The organism is Bacillus sp. Au-Bac7, assembly GCF_021341655.1.
Classification (GTDB): Bacteria; Bacillota; Bacilli; order Bacillales; family Cytobacillaceae; genus Niallia.
Genome location: NZ_JAJTTG010000001.1, coordinates 648,928 through 668,005, shown reverse-complemented (window position 1 = coordinate 668,005; position 19,078 = coordinate 648,928). Strand labels below are relative to the sequence as shown.

Here is a 19,078-nt window from a genome sequence, read left to right as displayed (position 1 = left end):
ACCCTCCTTCACTTTAATTCTTCCTTTCTCTTAAGAAAAAGAACTGCAAGGATGCAACAACCATTATGCACACGCCTAGAATAACTGCCATTGCTGATGAAATTCCTGCGATAGATTGGCCTGAACCAAATGCATTTTGCTGAATATCCATTAAGAGAACCCTTGTCGAGTCAGTAGGCCCTCCACCTGTAAGCATTAGCGGCTGTCCATATACATTAAAGTGTGCAATAGTAGTAATTACTACGGTATAAAGAATTTGTCCTCTTATACTAGGAAGTGTGATTTTAATGAATTTCTGAAATGGTGATGCTCCATCAATATCTGCAGCTTCATATAAATCTTTAGCAATGCCATTTAATGCTGCTTGATAAATAATCATATTGCCGCCGATAGACCACCAAACAGTTAAAATTACTAATGCAATCCATGCATAGGGTTGTGTTCCTGTCCATACCGTTTCTAAATTCAGGATATTATTTATTGGGCCATATGTGACGTTGAACATTAAAGTCCAAATAATCACGACCGCAGAAATCGCGAATAAAGATGGTAAATAAAAAAGTGATTGAAAGAACTTCCATAAAGCAGGTTTAGTATTTAAAGCTGCTGCAAGGCATAATGGCACAAGGATACAAAACGGTACAACAAAAAGCACGAATAAAAACGTATTCTTCAAGCCTGTATGTAGCTGTTCATAAAAGATAGAATCAGATTGCAGTAATATTTCCTTATAATTATCAAGGCCAATAAACGTAGGGGAACTTATTAAATCCCATTCTGTAAAAGATATATAGATACCAAAGAAAACAGGAATCAAGAAAAAGACAGCAAATATCAGCAAATGAGGTGTTAAGAAAATCCATGGTGTAACAGACACTTTTTTGGACCTCTTATTTTTGACTTGCTTCACTTGTTTTGTAGCAGGAACAGTTTCCATCGCTCCACTCCCCCTTTTTTTCTATGTTTGAATAGAAAAAACATACTAAACTCGCAATATCAATAGTTAAAGCTTACCTTCTGCCGTATACAAAAGGTAAGCTTCTACCTTCTATTTTCTCCAAATCATTTATTCGATTTATCTTTTTCAACCTTCGCAGATACTTCTTTTTGCATTTGCGTAAGCGCTTTATCAACATCCAGCTTTCCAAAAACTACATCGCCTGCTTGAGCATCAAGCGCTTCTGAAACATAGCCATTGTACTTATAATCAAAAATTTTCAAAGTTGCTTGTTGCTCTGGTGTAGATAAGAAAAATGCTTGCGGCATCTGTTTATACTCTTCCTCTTCTAACAGTGATAACGTGGCAGGATTTTGCCCGGACTTCGCCCATTCCATTGAATTGTCTCTAACCCAATTTAAGAACTCCATGACACCTTTTGCTTTTTCATCACTGCGTGATTCATCTTTAAACATGACAAATTGATGGGAGGAAGACCAGTTAACTGTTTTTGACAAGTCATCAGATACCTGCGGTGCATTAGTTAGTCCCCAATTTATCTTGCTTTGCTTCACTTGGTTTTGCATCCAAATTCCTTCAGGCAAAAAGACTACTTTTCCTGTTAAAAACATTTGCGTAGGATCTTCCCCATCCTTTGTTGTATATCCTGTCTTCACTAATTCCTTCCACAAGTTAAACGTATCTTGAGCTGCTTGATTATCTAACGTCGGTTGTATGCCATCCTCTGTTAGAACCCCACCGTTTTGTGCATACAGGGATAAAAAGTTCGGTTTTAACCAAGAGACACCGATAGATGCAATCTTATCTTTTTTTGAAACTTCGCCTACTTGCTCTATTTCAGCAAATGTCACAATATTGTCGTCTAACGCTGTCGGCAAATACTTATTCACTAGGTCTTTATTGTAATAAAGTCCAAACGTATGTATATCTAGCGGTATACTATATCGTTCAGATTCGATTTCTCCAATATTCCAAGCTTCTTGCACATAATTTTCTGCTTTAATCTCTGGGTAATCTGTTAATAAATCATTATAAGAGGTTAACATATCATTGTCTTTAAACTGCTTAATACGCTCTGCATGAACAATTGTTAAATCAGGTATATTCTTTTCGGAGTTCACAATAGTTGGAATTTTTGTATACATATCTGTTTCTTTAAGAGAGATATTCTTAATCTTATACTCTGGATTTGTCTTGTTGTATTCATCTACCATTGCTTGCATGTTTTTCCCATCAGGCCCTGTAAACGGATTCCAAAAGGTGATTTCATTTTTAGCGCTACTACTTGCACCTGAACTACTACAACCTGCCATAAGTCCAATTGCTAAACCTAACACACCTAAAAGCTTCCACCGTTTTTTTGAAGTACCCATCCGATTTCCTCCCCATTTGATTAATTTATATATTTAACCAAATAGTTAAATATATAAATATGTTCGTCTTACATTTTTAATTTAACAACAAAAGAAAGCGTTGTCAATGTTATTTTATCAGGTGTTATAGAGTTTTCTGTTGAGGTTAAACATGTGTAATGTTACAATAAAAGTACAAGCAACTATTTAATCTTTTGGTTAAGGAGATGAGCATTTATGCAAATTCAGGTTTCTAAAGATTACTTCCATGTTTATCAAGCTCTTGCTAGTGAAACGCGCATCGAGATTATCGAACTATTAGCGGTTAACCAAGCTAATATTTCAGATTTAGCTAAACAATTAAATATAAGTCCAGCTATCGTTACACGCCATGTGCAGAAGCTAGAAGAAGCTGGGATTGTAAAATCAATTAGAACTGCTGGTAAGTCAGGGTTACAAAAAATAGTGGAGCTCGCAGTAGATAATATTGACATACATTTTCCTAAGAAAATATTTAAAGAATATTCCCTGCATTTAACCGATTTAAAGATTGGCCATTATACGGATTTCCAAGCAAAACCAACATGTGGAATTGCATCAGAAACGGAAATAATCGGCAAGCCAGATGACCCTAAATATTTTATGGATACAAAAAGGGTTGATACACAGCTCCTATGGTTGTCAGAAGGATTTGTAGAATATAAAATCCCAAATCTCCTAGGTCCTAACCAAATACCAGAAATGGTAGAAATCAGCATGGAATTAGCTTCCGAATTCCCTTTATCTAACAATGTTTGGCCAAGTGATATTACTTTTTATTTAAACGGTGTAAAACTTGGTACTTATACAGTCCCAGGAAACTTTTCAGATGTGCGAGGTCGATATACCCCAAGTTGGTGGAATGATAAATTCAGTCAGTATGGCCTGCTGAAAACAATTCGCATCAATAAAATCGATACAGGTATTGATGGAGAGGCTTTATCTAGTGTAACTATCGATGACATCCAATTAGATCAATCACCATTTTTAACACTTAAAGTTGCAGTCGAACAAGATTCAGAAAAAGTAGGAGGGCTCACTCTTTTCGGGGAGCACTTCGGAAACCATAAGCAAAATATTCGAGTGGGAATCTATTATTTAGAAAAAGAAGTACAAACTTTAAAAATCCCTTAAGCGTAAATGTGTAGACTGTTTTAATAAGAGGTCTAATCCTTAGTAAGGAGAAAGAATGATTTTTAGAGGCGTGTCACAGTGATGTTACACTTCTAAAACTGCCTTGAAACAAAAAAAAGCACCTTTAGGTAGACTTTTTCAAGAGCCTGCTAAAGGTGCTTTTTCCCTTTATTACATAGTACTTGTTTCCAATATCGGTTCCTTTTTTGATACTTTTACAGTAGTCTTATTATTGCGTTTTGCTATTTGTTCCTTAAAGAAGCTCATCATAGTAGACACAATTAGCACAGATAATATACTGTATAAGCCTCTCACAACCCCAATACTGTACATGCCAATAAGAATAACTACCGTGTCAAAAATAAAGTTTGTTTTTCCCATATTCCAGTTAAACTGCTTCTGCAGTGTAATGGAGAGAATTTGTGCTCCTCCTAGGGATGAGCCATTCATAAATAGAACAACAACACCTGCTCCAATAATGATTCCTCCGACAACTGAACCGATGAGCGGATGAAAAGTTAGAGGCGGGAAATACGCAGAAATCAGGGATGATAATACAGTGACTGTTGTTACTGCCAAAATCGTTGAAAATGTAAATTGTTTGCCCATTTTTTTATAGGACAACACATAAAACGGAATATTTATGACCGTGAACAAAACCGCAAACGAAATGGGCATTAAATAAGAGGCACTTAAGCTTAAGCCTGCCGTTCCGCCCGTCACAAGGGAAGAGCTTTTGAGCACATACAAGCCTAATGATGTAAAGAAACAGCCGGCAATCATGATTAATATTTTTTTCAAACAAAACACTCCTAATATGATAAAATATTGAGTTGGGTATGAGAGAGGATGGCGAAATCGCCAAAATTCACAGGTAAATTTGGTGGTTATGTTACATATTTAATGATAGAATAAGAAGGAGCATTTTTACATATCAAAAAGCATATATTAAACAAAATTAACCTTAAAAATGAAGCGAATAATCTATATATAATTTCAATTTGCAAAGGAGTTAAAAATGGATAAGGTAGACGTGCAATTATTAAAATTATTGCAGGAGGATGGAAGAATAACGGTAAGCGATCTTTCTAAACAGCTTTCTTTAAGCCGGCCAAGCGTATCAGAACGCCTCCTCCGCCTGCAAGAAAGAGGAATTATTCTTGAATTCACAGCAAGAGTCTCTCCTGCAAAGCTTGGCAGGGAAACACTTCTGTTCATTCAAATAAGTGAACTGAAGGAAGATCCCCATAAGTTTGAGGAGTTTATTAAGACAGAAGCGGATATATTGGAATGTCACCGTGTGACTGGACCGATTAGTTATACAATAAAGGCTGCTGTATCTGGAATTGATGGCATGCGGATATTGGTCGACCGGTTAATACCGTTTGGCACCATCAATACTTCGGTTGTACTGGCATCACCTGTTCCATACAGACATCTGCTGCCAAAGGATGACAAGGAATAAAAAAAGAAGCTCATGTTAGGCAAATGCCTTCATGAGCTTCTTTTTTAGCCAATCTCTTTAAGAAGAGGAATCAGCTCCAGCAAATCTTGAATTTCATATGTTGGATGAACCGTTTCTGGCGTTTTCTCTTCTCTGTTAATCCAAACCGACTTCATTCCAACCCTTGATGCGCCAAGAATATCTGTATTAAGATTATCCCCGACCATAATGCAGTCACTGACATCTAGACCAAGCAAGGAAACGGCATGCTCAAAAATAGCAGGATCTGGTTTACCTTTACCGAAATCACCTGAAATAACAATTTCGTCAAAATATGGTGCAATTTCAGGCGTAATTGTTAATTTCGTGTTTTGCAGCCCTGGCGAACCATTTGTTAAAAGCAGCAGCTTGTACTTTCCTTTAAGCTCATCGAGCACTGCAAATGTTTCTTCGTATACGAAAGGAGATTCTTTGCGAAAAGCAGGAAATTGTTCTGCTAAATATGCTCCGAATTCCTTATCATCAATTCCCATCGCCAAAAGTCCATTCGTCCAAGCGTCTTTACGATACATCGGAACAATAGCCTTCATTTTTTGGAATGATTCATGCTGATCCGCAAACTCTCCCCATAGTCCTTCAAACGGATTGATGCCAATCATCTGTGTAAACGCATATGTTTCATATGCTTGATATAAGCTTTGCGCTTCTTTTCGGACTGCTTCTTCTAGGCTGGAAGCTGCAATTTGGTATTTGTCTTCAGCAAGCTTGCATGTTTTTTCAAATGCTTCTTTAACACTGCGTTTATCCCAAAGGAGTGTATCATCTAAATCAAACAATATTGCTTTCACTTTTTCCAATCCCCATTCCATATGTACTAATAATCAATGCTAAATATTAGATTACTAGGTAAAGACATTTAAGTAAACAGTGATTTGATAAAGAAATTTTGCTTTTGTTAGTCAATAACTATTTTGAAAAACTATTTAAGCTTTTTAATAAACACAACTTTTAAATAATTGCTTTCCTTTAAATGACGAATATTCGCAAAGTCCTCCGGTAAGCCAAATTCCTCTAGAATCGTATAACGATCTTTTTGTTTTCCGAAAGCTTCGTGGATAAATTGTTTAAACTTCTTCATATCAAAGGTGCTGCAGTTTGTCGAAGCAACGATAACACCTGATTGTTTCGTAATACTGATTGCCTCTTTCAAAAGATTAGCATAATCCTTCGCTGCACTGAAAGTATGCTTTTTGCTTCGCGCAAAGCTTGGCGGGTCAAGGATGACCATATCAAATGCGAGCTGCTTCTTTACGGCATACTTGAAATAGTGAAAAACATCTTCTACTACAATCTTCTGGTCTGTTAGACTGATATCATTGTATTCAAAGTTCAGTGAGGTTTTGGCTCTGCTTCTATTTGCTAAGTCAACACTTGTTGTGGATTTGCTTCCACCAATGGCTGCTGCCACAGAAAACGCACCTGTATAGGAGAACGTGTTCAGCACATCCTTGCCTTGTGCATACTTGTCGCGAATTGTTTTCCGAACTTCACGCTGGTCAAGAAAAATCCCCGTCATTGCCCCTTCATTTAGGTCTACAGCAAAGTTCATGCCGCTTTCTTTCACCATAATCGGGAACTCTCCTGGTTCTCCGAATGTAAAATCATCGCCTTCAACATATTTACCGTTCGTATCAAACCGTTTCTTCTCATAAATGCCTTTAAACTCAACATGCGTATCGAGTGCTTTAATAATCCACTCCTTATATTCGTAAATCCCTTTGCTGTACCATTGAATCAGCAAGTATTGATCATATTTGTCGACAGTAAAACCGCCGATGCCGTCTCCTTCCCCATTAAACAGGCGAAAAGCAGTCGTTTCATTATCATGATATAATGCTGCTCTTCGATTATTTGCTGCTTTAATTTTCCCTTCAAAAAAAGAATAATCAATCGCTTCCTGAGGATTAGTTGTGAGGATCCAGCCGATCCCTTTATTTTGAATGGCATAATAGCCTCTGCCAATAAATTTTCCTGCATTATTTTTCACATCGATAACTTGGCCCTCATGTAATCCTTTTATTCCACGAAGAGAATCTTTGTACAAGAGCGGGCTGCCATTGCGAATGCTTTTTTCAAATGCTTCTTCTATTGTTACTTGCTTTACTGTCATGATTTTCACCTTTTATCTTCCTGCAAAATAGTCAATCCTTATTATAGCGTATCGTTTGGGAAAAAACGAATCAGGCAATAAGAAAAGCTGCCTGTTGTTCACAGGCAGCTTGTTAGTCAAATTTATTTAGGCAGGATAATCTCATCAATAATCCCATACTCTTTCGCTTCAAGTGCAGACATGAAATAGTCCCGCTCTGTGTCATGAGCTATTTTTTGGACATCTTGCCCTGTTCTGTCTGCCATGATCGTATTTATTTGCTCGCGCAGTTTCAGAATCCTTTTCGCTGTAATTTCAATTTCTGTCGCTTGCCCGCGCGCACCACCCAAAGGCTGATGAATCATAATTTCACTGTTCGGCAATGCATATCTTTTCCCTTTCGTACCTGCAAGCAGCAGCAATGCACCAAACGAAGCAGCCATACCTGTGCAGATGGTACGCACATCTGGCTTAATATATTGCATCGTATCGAATATAGCAAAGCCTGCTGTAGTGGAACCGCCTGGTGAGTTAATATAGAGGGAAATGTCTTTATCAGGGTCTTCTGCAGCTAAAAACAAGAGCTGTGCGACAATATTATTGGCAACATGGTCATTAATTTCATCTCCGAGCATGATGATGCGGTCCTTCAAAAGTCTTGAATATATGTCATAGGAGCGTTCTCCCCCGCTTGACTGTTCAATCACATATGGAATAGCGTTCATTTTTTTGCCCCTTTCTTCATTTGCTATGCTGCCATTTGCAGAATCGGCCCAGCATTATGCCGTTTTGAACTCGAATGATGAAGCTTTTGAGCTGTCAAAATTTCTTTAATCAAAATATCGGGATTTTGCCGTTTTAGCGCTTCATAATAAAGGCTGCTCGCATCTTTAACGTCATTACCTTCTCCGCTATGCTGCTTGTGCATTTGGTTTCTGGCTCGAAACAAGATCGACTTTATTGCCGTTTCTGTCATTTGCAATACTTCTGCTGCTTCTTTAATACGATAGCCAAAGCCTTCAATCAGCAAAAAAACCGCTGCTTGCTTATTAGTAAGCTTTTCAGCTACATGCTCAGCAAGCATCATCTTTTCAGCAGCAGATTCATTCTGCACTGCTTCCGTTTTCATGGCGTGGTTTTGCTCCAGCTTTCTTTTCCGAAGTGTATCAATCCAGTGATTTTGAACAATTTTCTTTAATAATGCTGGCGTTATATCACGATCACTGTATGATTCAATTGCCTTTATGAAGGCATCATGAATAATATCTTCCTTTTCCCATTTATTCATCGAAAGGTATTGGCAATACTTATTTAAGCTGTCGTAATGCTTTTGCAGATTGCTGTTTTGCCATTTTTTTAAGTGTTGCTTGCTCAAACTTAATCCCCCCTTTTTTCAGGTGTCATACTTTGAACGATTAAGCAGGCAAAAAAGATACGGGGCAAAAAAATTCTTTTTTGCAAAGCTTATTTCTTCTATATATTATACCGATGTATAACGATTCTTGCTAAAACAGGGTATTTTTAACAGCATGAAACATTGTATGATAATAAAAAACAATTGCAATTTTGAAAGTGAGAAAAAGACATGCAACTTATTGACTATCTCCAGGAAAGATTTCATATTCTCGCATTAGTACCTAGTATTTATCATCAATGGGATATTGGCATTCACTTTACCCTTGGAGAAAATATCTATCCATTAAAAGAAAATGGTGACATGAATCTGGAAGGATTTCAGGTTATCTATCAGCGGATCTTTGATATTTTTAATGACTTATTCGAGCAGGACGATGATTTATTTCTTGTCACAAATATCTATAAACGAACAAAAGAAAAAGCTACAAATAAATTGAAGGTATATCAACCATACGTTAAAGACAAGGATGTTTTATACTGCATCCATGTAAAAACGTTTCCATATCCATTTGAACTAGAGGAAGCTGAACAATTTGAGATGCAACAGTTTTCACTATACTGTAAACAGAGCGACTTACATTTAGCTGGATTGCTAAAGGGAGCTTGTAATGAGGATTTTCCGCTGCAGCCTAGATTCGGAGGATACGACACTGGTTATCCAGATGTCTTCTTTGTGAATATCACAAAAGATATTATATTCTTTATCTATGATGATCGTGGCTGTGAAGTAATAGCACTGGATGCCGAACGGCTTCGTCCGCTGTATGAAAAGTATGATGATTGGATTGAAGATGCTGATAGAAGTAAGATGGAGCAAACATTTACATAAAAAAATTCTCCTTTCCTTTATAGGAAAGCAGAATTTTCAAATCGATTTTGTTGTTCCGTAGCGAAATCCTAAAATCGATACTGGATAGAACAGAATCGTGAAAACAATACAAACGGCTGTAAATTCATTTGTCAGCATTGGGGCAAAAACAGCTGGCGGAATGATGCGCAAGACGACCATCATCATCAGGAATAGATTAGGCATAAGCGCTATGTAAAAGGTTCGTTTAAACAGTTTTTTTCCACCAAGACCAAACTCTTTCCCAACTTCAAACCTTAGTAACAGCCAATAAAATAAATACAAAAATATTATTAAAAACGGAATGCTTGTCAGGAAAAACCACAGCTGTTTCACGGTTGGGCTTGGAATAGAATGATAAAAAACGGTTAAAATTAAGCCTGCTGCAAAAAAGATAAAGTTGCCGAAAAAGAAAATCCACTTTGTTCTGGAAGCAGTTATCGTTCTCTCCTCACTAAACAATGCTGCCATATCTTTTGGCTTGCCGATTCTTGCGATAACTTGCTCCATCGCTTCTGCTTCACTGATTCCAAGACTAGAAATCTCTGCTATTAAGTCTGTTAAATGCTGTTCATATTCAAGCAGGATGTCCTCCACTCGTTCATAATTTTCTAAGCATGCACGGAGGATATCCAAATACTCCTGTTTGGAAGAAATCATACCCCTCTTCTCCCAATTACCTTATCAATTGTCTGCACAAAGCTTTTCCATTCCTTCGTTTTTTGCTCGAGTATTTCTAGGCCTGTCTCTGTTATGCGATAATATTTCCGGGCAGGTCCCTTTTCAGAGTCCTTCCAGAAAGATTCCACATATGCCTGCTTTTCCAGCTTATGAAGCGCTGGATATAATGTACCTTCTTTAACCTGTAAGGAATAATCACTGCGGCTTTCCATTTCCTTCACAAGCTCATAGCCGTACATTTCTTTTTCCGCTAATAACTGCAGCAGAATCAACGACGTACTTCCCTTCACCAGCTCCCGGTTGAACATTTCTTTCACCTACCTAGAATAATAATGTACTGTATATTCTATATCTTTCCATAAAAACTTGCAATGAATTTTATGTAAAAAACCCGTAAATTAGCGGTTTTCAAAAGAAATTATTATATAACCAAAACTGGAATATTTTTTCACTTTCTTGGCATTATAAATATGTTACTTCCTTAACTTCGGGAGGGTTCAAGACAAATGGGAAAAACACATAAAAAAGAAGGAAAATTACATTTAATTATCCGGTATATCATGCTAATGATCGGTGCGAGCCTCGCTGCGGCAGCGATTGAATTATTTCTTATCCCAAATACAATTATCGATGGGGGTATTATCGGCATCTCCCTAATCATTAATTATATGACCAATTTCAGCTTCGGAATCTTGGTGCTAATTATCAATATTCCATTCTTGTTCGCCGGCTATAAATATATTGGCAAGAACTTTTGCGTCTCCTCGTTGTTCGCTATTATCATGCTAGCTGTAGTCGAATCAGCGTTGCATCATGTTCAGCCATTTACAACAGAGCCCCTTCTTGCCACGGTTTTTGGGGGACTGCTGCTCGGCACAGGAGTTGGACTCGTGATTCGCAATTCCGGCGCCTTAGACGGCACAGAAATACTCGGCATTCTTTTATCCAAAAAGATGCCCTTTTCTGTCGGCGAGTTCGTCATGTTCCTAAACGTGTTTGTGTTCACATGGGCCGGCTTCGTGCTTGAATGGGAACAAGCCATGTTTTCCATCCTTACCTACTATATCGCCAGCAAAGCAATTGATGCCGTTATTCAAGGATTTGACGACACAAAAGCAGCAATGGTCATCACAAACGAATACGAAGAAATAGCCGCAGCATTGTCAGACCGCCTTGGCAGAGGTGTGACAAAACTAAAAGGCAAAGGCGGCTATCTCGATCAAGAAAAAGAAGTGCTCTATGTCGTGTTCACCCGCCTTGAAATTGCCAAATTTAAAAGCATCGTTTTGGAAATTGATTCAAATGCCTTTATTACGATTATGGATACACAGGAGGCGCATGGAGGGAAATTTAAGAACGCGATACATTAAGACAGCCTTGTTGGTGGATTAGGCTGTCTAAAAAAACAGAACCTTGATGGAATAAATATCCAATCAAGGTTTTGTTCATCTATAAAACTACTAAACAATAAACAACACAATCGGCAGTGTGACAATACTAGCTAATGTACTAAACAGCGTTGCTGTTGACACAAAATCCGGTTCTGTTCCATATTGGAGAGCATACATCGTTGTATTGGCGGCTGACGGCATTGCAGCTAATACAATCATCACTTGTTTAAGCATATCATCAACTGGGAGTACTAATGTCATGCCCCACGCAATCAATGGTGATACGATAAGCCTTAAGGTTAAGGCAAAGGATAATGGCTTGACTTGGATTTTTTTGACGGATATTTTTGCTAGTGTCATCCCTAAAACGAGCATGACTGTTGGGATAGCTGCATCTCCTACCATCTTAATGGCATCAAGCATGGTTGCAGATAGTGGGATATTTAAAAAATGAAAAATCACACCGAGGAGTGCGCCATACATAATCGGCACTTTCAGGACTTTCTTCCATGTATCGTTTGCGCCTTCATTGTCTGCTGATCCTTTTGCGGCATAATAAACGCCGATTGTTGCCATAATCAGCTGCTGAATTACCATCAGGATAACGGCGTAATGAAGGGCTGGCTCTCCAAATGCGAACAAGACAAGTGGAGTGCCATAGTTTCCATTATTCATGAAGGCAGATGACAGTATCATCCCGCATGTTTTTTTAACGTCATACCCTCTTAGCTTTGCGACAATATAAATGATGCCAATGATGCCGAATACGAGTGCTAATGCGTAAATGGCCATCATAAGATAGTCTAAATTAAAGGTTGTTTCGTAAAAAACGCTAAATGACAATAACGGTGTCATTAAGTAGACCGTCATTGTTGTAATCGACTTTGTATTTATATGAAGAATTTTTTCACCGACAAAGCCGACAGCAAAAATAAAAAATATTGGCAACAGGACTGTTACAAACTGCATTGGTATTCGCTTCCTATCTTATGAAATAAACGTATTAGTTTCTGATTTGGCCGTTTCCATATATATAGTATTTCGACGAGGTCAAAGCTTTTAGTCCCATTGGTCCTCTTGCATGGAGCTTTTGTGTGCTAATGCCGATTTCTGCACCATATCCAAATTCAAATCCGTCTGTAAAGCGTGTGCTTGCATTATGATAAACAGCAGCTGCATCTACACTGGATAAGAAAACTTCTGCATTTTCACTCTTTTCGGTCAGAATTGCCTCCGAGTGCCTCGTGCCATACTTATTGATATGTGTGATCGCTTCTGTTACATCATCAACAATTTTCACACTGATTTTCAAGGCGGAATATTCCGTATACCAATCCTCTTCCGTTGCTAAAATGGCATCAGCCCAGTCATTTGTAACCGTACTGTCTCCGTAGATTTCCACACCATGGTCTGCTAATGTTTGCAGCAATTCTTGGCCGTATTGCTTATACCAGTTTTGGTGAATTAAGATTGTTTCCAAAGCATTGCAGACAGATGGACGCTGTGTTTTGCCGTTAAGACTGATGGAAAGTGCCATTTGTTTATCAGCGCTATCGTCGATAAATAAATGACAGTTTCCAGCGCCTGTCTCAATGACAGGTACAGATGCCTCTTTAACTACTGTATCAATCAGGTTTTTCCCGCCTCTTGGAATAAGAACATCCAAGTATTCTGTTAAATGGAACAGTTCTTTTGCTGTTTCTCTGCTAGTATCTTCAATAAGCAGGACTGCATTTTCAGGAAGAGCTGACTTCTTTAACGCATCATGAATAGAACGCACTAAAGCAATATTGGAGCTCGCTGCAGAAGAACTGCCTCTAAGCAGGATGGCATTGCCTGTTTTTATCGACAGTGTTGCTGCATCTACCGTCACATTTGGTCTTGCTTCATAAATCATGCCCATCACACCGATTGGCACTGTTTTTTTGCGGATCAGCAAGCCATTTTCTTTTTGGATTTCTTCCAGTGTTGCCCCAATTGGATCTTCAAGTTCAATGAGCTGTCTTATCGCCAGCGCCATGTCTTCTATCCTTTTTCCATTAAGCATAATTCTGTCCAAAACAGATACTGACAATCCTGCCTTTTCTCCGTTGATTAAGTCTGTTTTGTTTTGCTCAATAATATAGGCTTGATCTGCCAAAAGCTGATCTGCAATAAGCGCAAGCGCCTCATTTTTATCCTTAGTCGTGAATTTCCACAGCTCCCTGCTTGCCTGCTGCGCTAATTTTCCTTTTGTTTGCACTTCTCCCATTTGTACGACCCCCTTTAGATTTTCACCCAGCTATTGCGGTGGATAACTTCTTGCAGCTGTCCCTCTTGTTTAGATAGATTTCCTGCCAGTATTTCATGGAGTTCTTGTGAGCCGTAAAGAACTTCCCCTTTACCGATCAATCCTGATGTGCCAATCACTTCGACAACATCACCTTTTTCGAATAATCCTTCAATTTCATAAATGCCTGCCGGAAGCAAGCTGCTTCCCTTTTGCAGCAAAGCTAGTTCTGCCCCTTCATCCACATATACTTTTCCTTCTACTTTGGAATGGAGGGCAATCCATTGTCTATTGCTGGTAATGGCACTTAATCCTTCCGAACCAATATAGGTCCCATCTCCGTTGCCTTCAAGGATGGTTAAAAGCTTATCTTCTCCGCTCCCGCTGCCGATGAACACTTGTACGCCTAGACTAAGAGCTGTCTCTGCAGCAATCAGCTTCGATTTCATCCCGCCAGTTCCTACTTTTGAGCCGCTGCCTTTCGCTCCTTCTAAAAATTCTGGTGTTACTTTTTCAATATAATCAAGACGTTTAGCATTTGGATTGTCTTTCGGATTGCTGTCGTAGAGCCCATTAATATCTGTCAAAATTATCAGCTGTTCTGCGTGGATTAACCCGCTTACAAGTGCTGAGAGCATATCATTGTCACCGAATGTAAGCTCTTCAACTGACACTGTATCATTTTCATTGATAATCGGCAGGATGCCTCTTTCCAAAAGCTCTGACAAGGTGGAGTAAGCATTGCGGTAACGCTCCTTCTTGCTGAAATCATTTCTTGTCAGCAAGATTTGAGCAGGTACGATTCCGTATTCTTTTAAGCTCTCTGTGTAGTGCTGAATCAGCAGACCTTGACCGACTGCAGCAGCAGCTTGTTTTCCTTTTAGCGTCACTGGACGCGACGGGTATCCTAGCTGCTTGAATCCAGCTGCAACTGCACCAGAGGAAACAAGTATTACTTCCTTGCCTACTTTTTTTAACGCTGCAATACTTGCGATATGATCCTTTAGTTTAAGCTGATCAATTTCTCCCTTTGAGTTGGTGAGCGAACTGCTGCCGATTTTCACCACTATTCTTTTTCTGTCCAAAACGATTACCTCCAACATCCCGTATCATTTATCTGTTTGACTGTAATAAAAAAAAAGCCCTTTTCATCCTATAAAAAGGACGAAAAGGGCTTTTCCGTGGTACCACCTTAATTGGACAAAAGACAATGCTCTTATCCCACTTTGTCTGATAACGCCAGATAACACGCCTAGTTTTCTAGGACTCGAAAGGCAGGTTCTGCGGCATGTCGTCATGGAGCCTTTCAGCTTATAAGCTCCACTCTCTTTTACGAATGGTTATCGCATACTATTCCTTTCTCTTCGTTCGCTTCTTCTTTTTTATTTATTATAGCAGTTATTTTTTTTGTTTCAACATAATTTCTGCAGTTTATTTTTCTAATACTGGCTCTTGCTCAGCCTGTAATGCCCATTTGCGAATAGCATACGCCACGCCATTTTCGTCATTTGTTTTTGTTGTAGCATTAGCCGTTTCTTTCACGATATCTTGTGCATTGCCCATCGCCACACCAATGCCTGCCTCTTTAATCATGCTGATGTCGTTCAAGCTGTCTCCGACTGCCATCACTTCATCCATTGTAATGTCAAGTCGTTCACAAACCGTTTTTAGCCCTTTGGCCTTGTTGATGCCTAAAGCGTTCACTTCAATATTAACAAGCGATGAATTGCTTATTTCAAAAATATTTCTTGCCTGCAGTTCTTTCAACACTTCATTTCTAATGGCATCATCGTCAATATGGTAGCCGAACTTCAGCCATTCGATTGCGTCAATATCCTCAGGCATTTCGTTATTCCAAAGCTTGCCGCAGCTGATGGCCCAAATTTTCGCACCATGTTTTTGCGCAAGCTCCCAAAGCCAGCGCATTTGCTCTGCTTCAACTAAATTCCGTTCAATTAAATTGCCTTGCCAATCCCATATTTCACTGCCGTTTACTGTAACTAAATATGTTTTAAGAAACAGACTTTCCGCATGATCTTTGCATGTTGCGATTGATCTGCCTGTGCTTAAGACAACATGAATGCCGGCATCTTGTGCCTCTTTGATTGCTTTGCGGTTTTCCTCAGGTATTTCGCCGTTGCTGTTCAATAATGTGCCGTCCATATCAAGGGCGATCAGCTTTATTGCTTTGTTTTGTTCATTGGTCATTTTTGTTGGTCCTCCAAATCTAGTTTCTTAGAAGTGATAGCCAAAATCATGACTGTCATTCATTACGATCATTGTTGTTACCATTCCATACAATAGTATACATATACCTGCCTAATAAGTAAAAAAATTTCAATAATTAACAAAACTTTAATAATCAATTGAAATGATGCGCTTCTTTAGCTAATTTTAGTTTTTTAATATTGCGGGAAAATATACTATGCAATACCATGCCAATAATCACAATTCCAATTCCAAGCAGGGAAACTGGACTCGGCAAACCTGCAGAAAGAAACACCATTTCTCCAATTAATGCAAATAGCACTTCAAATGACTGTGTTGCTTCAACAGCACCAAGCTTCTGCATATTATCCTTTGCTAAATCTGTAGCTGCAAAAAAGAGAATCGTCGCAACAACACCAGAAAATAAAGCTACAATTCCGGATTGGTATACTTGCATAACAGACGGTAAACCTGCAGTCATCCATCCATAAACAGACAGAATAAGCCAAAACGGCAGGCTAGCAATCGTCATGCCAAGCACTCGCTGAAAAACATCAAAGCGGCCACCTGCAACCTCCATCATTTTCCGATTGCCAAGGGGGTATGCAAAGGATGCAATGAGTATTGGTATGAGACAAAGCAGTGCTTGGGACAGGGATAAGCTCCTTGCAAACTCAACCTGCATAAATACGATTCCAACAATTATTAAAAGGGAAAAGCCTAAGCTTTTAATGGGGATTTTTCTTCTTGCATGGACAATAGTTCCGTCACTTGCGGCTATTTGCTCCATAAACAACGGTGCAAGCAGTGTTCCTGAAATAATCGTCAGCTGCCATGTTCCTGCAATTAACCAGCCTGGCCCATAGGCGGATGCAAAACAAATAAACGAATAGAAAATCCCAAATCCGACAGAACTCCACAATATCCATTTGAGAGCATTATTACGAAGCTCCAGCAAAATCGGCTTTAAATTCCCTCTAATTAATACAATAATCACTAAAAAGGGAACCATAAAAAAGTAGCGCAGGGATGCACTCCATACCCAGCTTCCCCCATTCATCTCCATCGCTTTATTCAAAACAAACGTAAAAGCAAAAAAGAAGGCAGACGCAATTCCTAACATTATCGGTCGCATAAAACAGGCACCTCCATAAAAAATTACTTATAACCAATATATCGCATATTAAATACTAACTTCAATTGCTATTTTTGCAAAAAAAAGAAGATGCCTTCTAAAAAGGCATCTAAAAAGTTAACGCTGGTATTGAACACGATGAAGATTAGCGAAAATACCGCCTTTTTCAATCAGTTCATCATGTCCTCCTTCCTCTTCAATCCCGTTTTCGGTAACAACAACAATGCGGTCAGCATTGCGGATTGTTGCGAGTCTGTGGGCAATCACTAATGTTGTACGGTTTTTCGCAAGTTCATTTAATGATGCTTGAATAATTTGCTCTGTTTCTGTATCAAGGGCAGAGGTGGCTTCATCGAGAATAAGTATTGGCGGATTTTTCAAGAACATTCTCGCAATCGCCAGCCTTTGCTTTTGTCCTCCCGACAGCTTCAAGCCCCGCTCTCCTATTTGTGTGTCATAGCCGTCTGGAAGCTTGCGGATTAAATCTTCCAAGTGAGCTCTTTTTACTGCTTCATGTATTTCTTCGTCTGTTGCATCTAGTTTTCCGTATGCGATATTTTCTTTTAATGTACCTGTGAACAGGAACACATCCTGCTGAACGATCCCAATTTGAGAACGCAAGGAATGCTTTGTCATATCACGGATATCCATGCCGTCAATTTTAATGGCTCCGCCGTTCACATCATAAAACCTTGGCACTAATGAACAAATTGTCGTTTTCCCTGCACCGGACGGACCAACAAATGCAACTGTTTCGCCCGCTTTAATGTTCAGACTGATTTGGTCTAAAACAGTTCTGTTATCATAGCCGAATGTCACATTATTAAATTGAATGTCCCCACGCAATGCAGGCACTTCCACTGCATCTTTGCGGTCTTGAATTTCAGGCTCTGAATCAAGCAGATCCAAGAAACGTCTAAATCCAGCCATACCTTTCGGATACAGCTCCAGCAATGCACTGATTTTATCTATTGGCTTTTGCAAAATGTTAACATACAGAATAAATGCAACTAGCTCACCGTTTGTCAGCTGGCCATTAAATGTCAGCCATGCTCCATAAACCAATACTACTAACGTGAAAAAGCGCATTAGCATGTAAACAGAAGATGAAGTTAAAGACATTACTTTGTATGCAACGATTTTCGCTTTTCTGAAACGTTTATTATTAACAGAAAAACGCTCCATTTCATAGTCTTCGTTCGTGAAGGATTGGACAACACGCACACCGGATACACTGTCTTCAACGCGGGCATTAACATCGGCAATATCGCCGTACATATGCCTCCATGCTTTATTCATGCTCTTATTGCAGTATGTGATCAGCCAGACGAGCACAGGCACGATGAAAATGACGATTAACGCAAGCTTCACATTAATGGTCAGCATAATCCAGAAGGCGCCGACAAATGTCATGATTGCTATAAACAAATCTTCAGGACCATGGTGGGCAAGCTCGCCGATATCAAACAAGTCATTTGTAATTCGGCTCATAACATGACCTGTTTTTGTATTGTCAAAGAATTTAAAGCTTTGCTTTTGGACATGATTGAACAGCTGTGCACGCATATCTGTTTCAATATTAATTCCAAGCTTATGTCCCCAGTAGTTAACAATATATTGCAAATAAGTGCTTATTAAATATAATGCCAGCAAGCCGCAGCTTACAGAGACGATGGTACTCCAATTTCCCTCAGGAAGGAGCTTATCGATAAACCAAGTAACAGCCATTGGGAAGGCAAGTTCCAAAATTGCCACAATGACAGCGCTCGAGAAATCAAGAATGAATAATTTCTTATGCGGTAAATAATAAGTGAAAAAACGCTTTATCATCATATGCTCCTTTTATATAATTTTAACAGTTCTATTTGAGAATCATTATTGATTATAGATGTTTACTCCTATTTATTCAAGGAAAATATTTTCATTATCGAAATAGTCACAATTTATTTTCAAAAAGCTGGAATCGGTATAAAAATAGTAAATTTTCAGTATTTTTTGAATTGTTAAAGGATTTATCATTTATTTAAGCGAACTAAGTATATACTAAAAAAATGA

General features: G+C 38.8%; 19 protein-coding genes and 1 other annotated feature. Of the genes, 4 read left to right on the top strand and 15 right to left on the bottom strand.

Features of this window, described 5'->3' with window-relative positions:
* Positions 1-13 precede the first annotated feature (13 nt).
* The gene (locus tag LXM54_RS03475) at positions 14-937 is read right to left on the bottom strand and encodes a carbohydrate ABC transporter permease (protein ID WP_233313696.1); all 924 of its coding nucleotides are present in this window, start codon (positions 935-937) and stop codon (positions 14-16) included.
* Between the two features lie 125 nt (positions 938-1,062).
* A complete protein-coding gene (locus tag LXM54_RS03470; protein ID WP_233313695.1) occupies positions 1,063-2,331 on the bottom strand; it encodes an extracellular solute-binding protein in 1,269 nt (422 codons plus the stop codon).
* Between the two features lie 216 nt (positions 2,332-2,547).
* Here LXM54_RS03470 and LXM54_RS03465 point away from each other — a divergent pair, with 216 nt between their 5' ends.
* On the top strand, positions 2,548-3,483 hold the full coding sequence (locus LXM54_RS03465; protein WP_233313694.1) for an ArsR/SmtB family transcription factor: 936 nt from the start codon (positions 2,548-2,550) through the stop codon (positions 3,481-3,483).
* A gap of 171 nt (positions 3,484-3,654) precedes the next feature.
* Here LXM54_RS03465 and LXM54_RS03460 read toward each other — a convergent pair whose 3' ends face one another.
* Positions 3,655-4,293, bottom strand: a complete 639-nt coding sequence (locus LXM54_RS03460) for a YitT family protein (protein WP_396953800.1) — start codon at positions 4,291-4,293, stop codon at positions 3,655-3,657.
* 208 nt (positions 4,294-4,501) lie between these two features.
* On the opposite strand from LXM54_RS03460, the gene LXM54_RS03455 reads away from it, so the two are divergent.
* Positions 4,502-4,948, top strand: a complete 447-nt coding sequence (locus LXM54_RS03455; protein WP_233313692.1) for an Lrp/AsnC family transcriptional regulator — start codon at positions 4,502-4,504, stop codon at positions 4,946-4,948.
* A gap of 44 nt (positions 4,949-4,992) precedes the next feature.
* Here the strand turns inward: LXM54_RS03455 and LXM54_RS03450 are convergent, their stop codons facing one another.
* The 4 genes from LXM54_RS03450 to LXM54_RS03435 form a co-directional block, all read right to left on the bottom strand.
* On the bottom strand, positions 4,993-5,775 hold the full coding sequence (locus tag LXM54_RS03450; RefSeq protein ID WP_233313691.1) for an HAD family hydrolase: 783 nt from the start codon (positions 5,773-5,775) through the stop codon (positions 4,993-4,995).
* Between the two features lie 131 nt (positions 5,776-5,906).
* Entirely contained in the window at positions 5,907-7,100 is a 1,194-nt protein-coding gene (locus LXM54_RS03445; RefSeq protein ID WP_442780428.1) for a class I SAM-dependent rRNA methyltransferase, read from the bottom strand.
* A 119-nt stretch (positions 7,101-7,219) separates the two neighbouring features.
* Positions 7,220-7,828 (bottom strand): ATP-dependent Clp endopeptidase proteolytic subunit ClpP, encoded by a 609-nt coding sequence (gene clpP / locus LXM54_RS03440; protein ID WP_282581435.1) that lies wholly within the window; start codon positions 7,826-7,828, stop codon positions 7,220-7,222.
* Entirely contained in the window at positions 7,825-8,451 is a 627-nt protein-coding gene (locus LXM54_RS03435; RefSeq protein WP_233313688.1) for a sigma-70 family RNA polymerase sigma factor, read from the bottom strand. The genes clpP and LXM54_RS03435 overlap by 4 nt, the downstream gene beginning before the upstream one ends.
* 210 nt (positions 8,452-8,661) lie before the next feature.
* On the opposite strand from LXM54_RS03435, the gene LXM54_RS03430 reads away from it, so the two are divergent.
* The gene (locus LXM54_RS03430; protein WP_233313687.1) at positions 8,662-9,321 is read left to right on the top strand and encodes a DUF3885 domain-containing protein; all 660 of its coding nucleotides are present in this window, start codon (positions 8,662-8,664) and stop codon (positions 9,319-9,321) included.
* Between the two features lie 36 nt (positions 9,322-9,357).
* Here LXM54_RS03430 and LXM54_RS03425 read toward each other — a convergent pair whose 3' ends face one another.
* Together LXM54_RS03425 and LXM54_RS03420 are read right to left on the bottom strand one after the other, a co-directional pair.
* Positions 9,358-9,999, bottom strand: coding sequence for an HAAS signaling domain-containing protein (locus LXM54_RS03425; RefSeq protein WP_233313686.1), 642 nt, complete (start codon positions 9,997-9,999; stop codon positions 9,358-9,360).
* Positions 9,996-10,328: a PadR family transcriptional regulator gene (locus LXM54_RS03420; RefSeq protein ID WP_233313685.1), complete on the bottom strand. Its 333-nt coding sequence runs from the start codon at positions 10,326-10,328 to the stop codon at positions 9,996-9,998. Before LXM54_RS03420 ends, LXM54_RS03425 begins: the two co-directional genes overlap by 4 nt.
* A gap of 198 nt (positions 10,329-10,526) precedes the next feature.
* On the opposite strand from LXM54_RS03420, the gene LXM54_RS03415 reads away from it, so the two are divergent.
* Positions 10,527-11,390 carry a YitT family protein gene (locus LXM54_RS03415; protein ID WP_233313684.1) on the top strand — a complete coding sequence of 288 codons (864 nt, stop codon included), beginning with the start codon at positions 10,527-10,529 and terminating at the stop codon, positions 11,388-11,390.
* Between the two features lie 90 nt (positions 11,391-11,480).
* On the opposite strand, the gene LXM54_RS03410 is transcribed toward LXM54_RS03415, so the two are convergent.
* The 6 genes from LXM54_RS03410 to LXM54_RS03385 form a co-directional block, all read right to left on the bottom strand.
* Entirely contained in the window at positions 11,481-12,380 is a 900-nt protein-coding gene (locus LXM54_RS03410) for an AEC family transporter (protein ID WP_233313683.1), read from the bottom strand.
* Between the two features lie 34 nt (positions 12,381-12,414).
* Positions 12,415-13,662 carry a glutamate-5-semialdehyde dehydrogenase gene (locus LXM54_RS03405; protein ID WP_233313682.1) on the bottom strand — a complete coding sequence of 416 codons (1,248 nt, stop codon included), beginning with the start codon at positions 13,660-13,662 and terminating at the stop codon, positions 12,415-12,417.
* Positions 13,663-13,676: 14 nt separating this feature from the next.
* On the bottom strand, positions 13,677-14,765 hold the full coding sequence (gene proB / locus LXM54_RS03400) for a glutamate 5-kinase (RefSeq protein WP_233313681.1): 1,089 nt from the start codon (positions 14,763-14,765) through the stop codon (positions 13,677-13,679).
* Between the two features lie 72 nt (positions 14,766-14,837).
* Positions 14,838-15,054: a binding site (T-box leader), on the bottom strand.
* Positions 15,055-15,111: 57 nt separating this feature from the next.
* Complete coding sequence (locus LXM54_RS03395) at positions 15,112-15,888, bottom strand: Cof-type HAD-IIB family hydrolase (protein WP_267913276.1); 777 nt, start codon at positions 15,886-15,888, stop codon at positions 15,112-15,114.
* Positions 15,889-16,042: 154 nt separating this feature from the next.
* Entirely contained in the window at positions 16,043-17,023 is a 981-nt protein-coding gene (locus LXM54_RS03390) for a DMT family transporter (RefSeq protein WP_233313680.1), read from the bottom strand.
* 117 nt (positions 17,024-17,140) lie between these two features.
* Positions 17,141-18,853, bottom strand: coding sequence for an ABC transporter ATP-binding protein (locus LXM54_RS03385; RefSeq protein ID WP_233314744.1), 1,713 nt, complete (start codon positions 18,851-18,853; stop codon positions 17,141-17,143).
* Positions 18,854-19,078 lie beyond the last annotated feature (225 nt).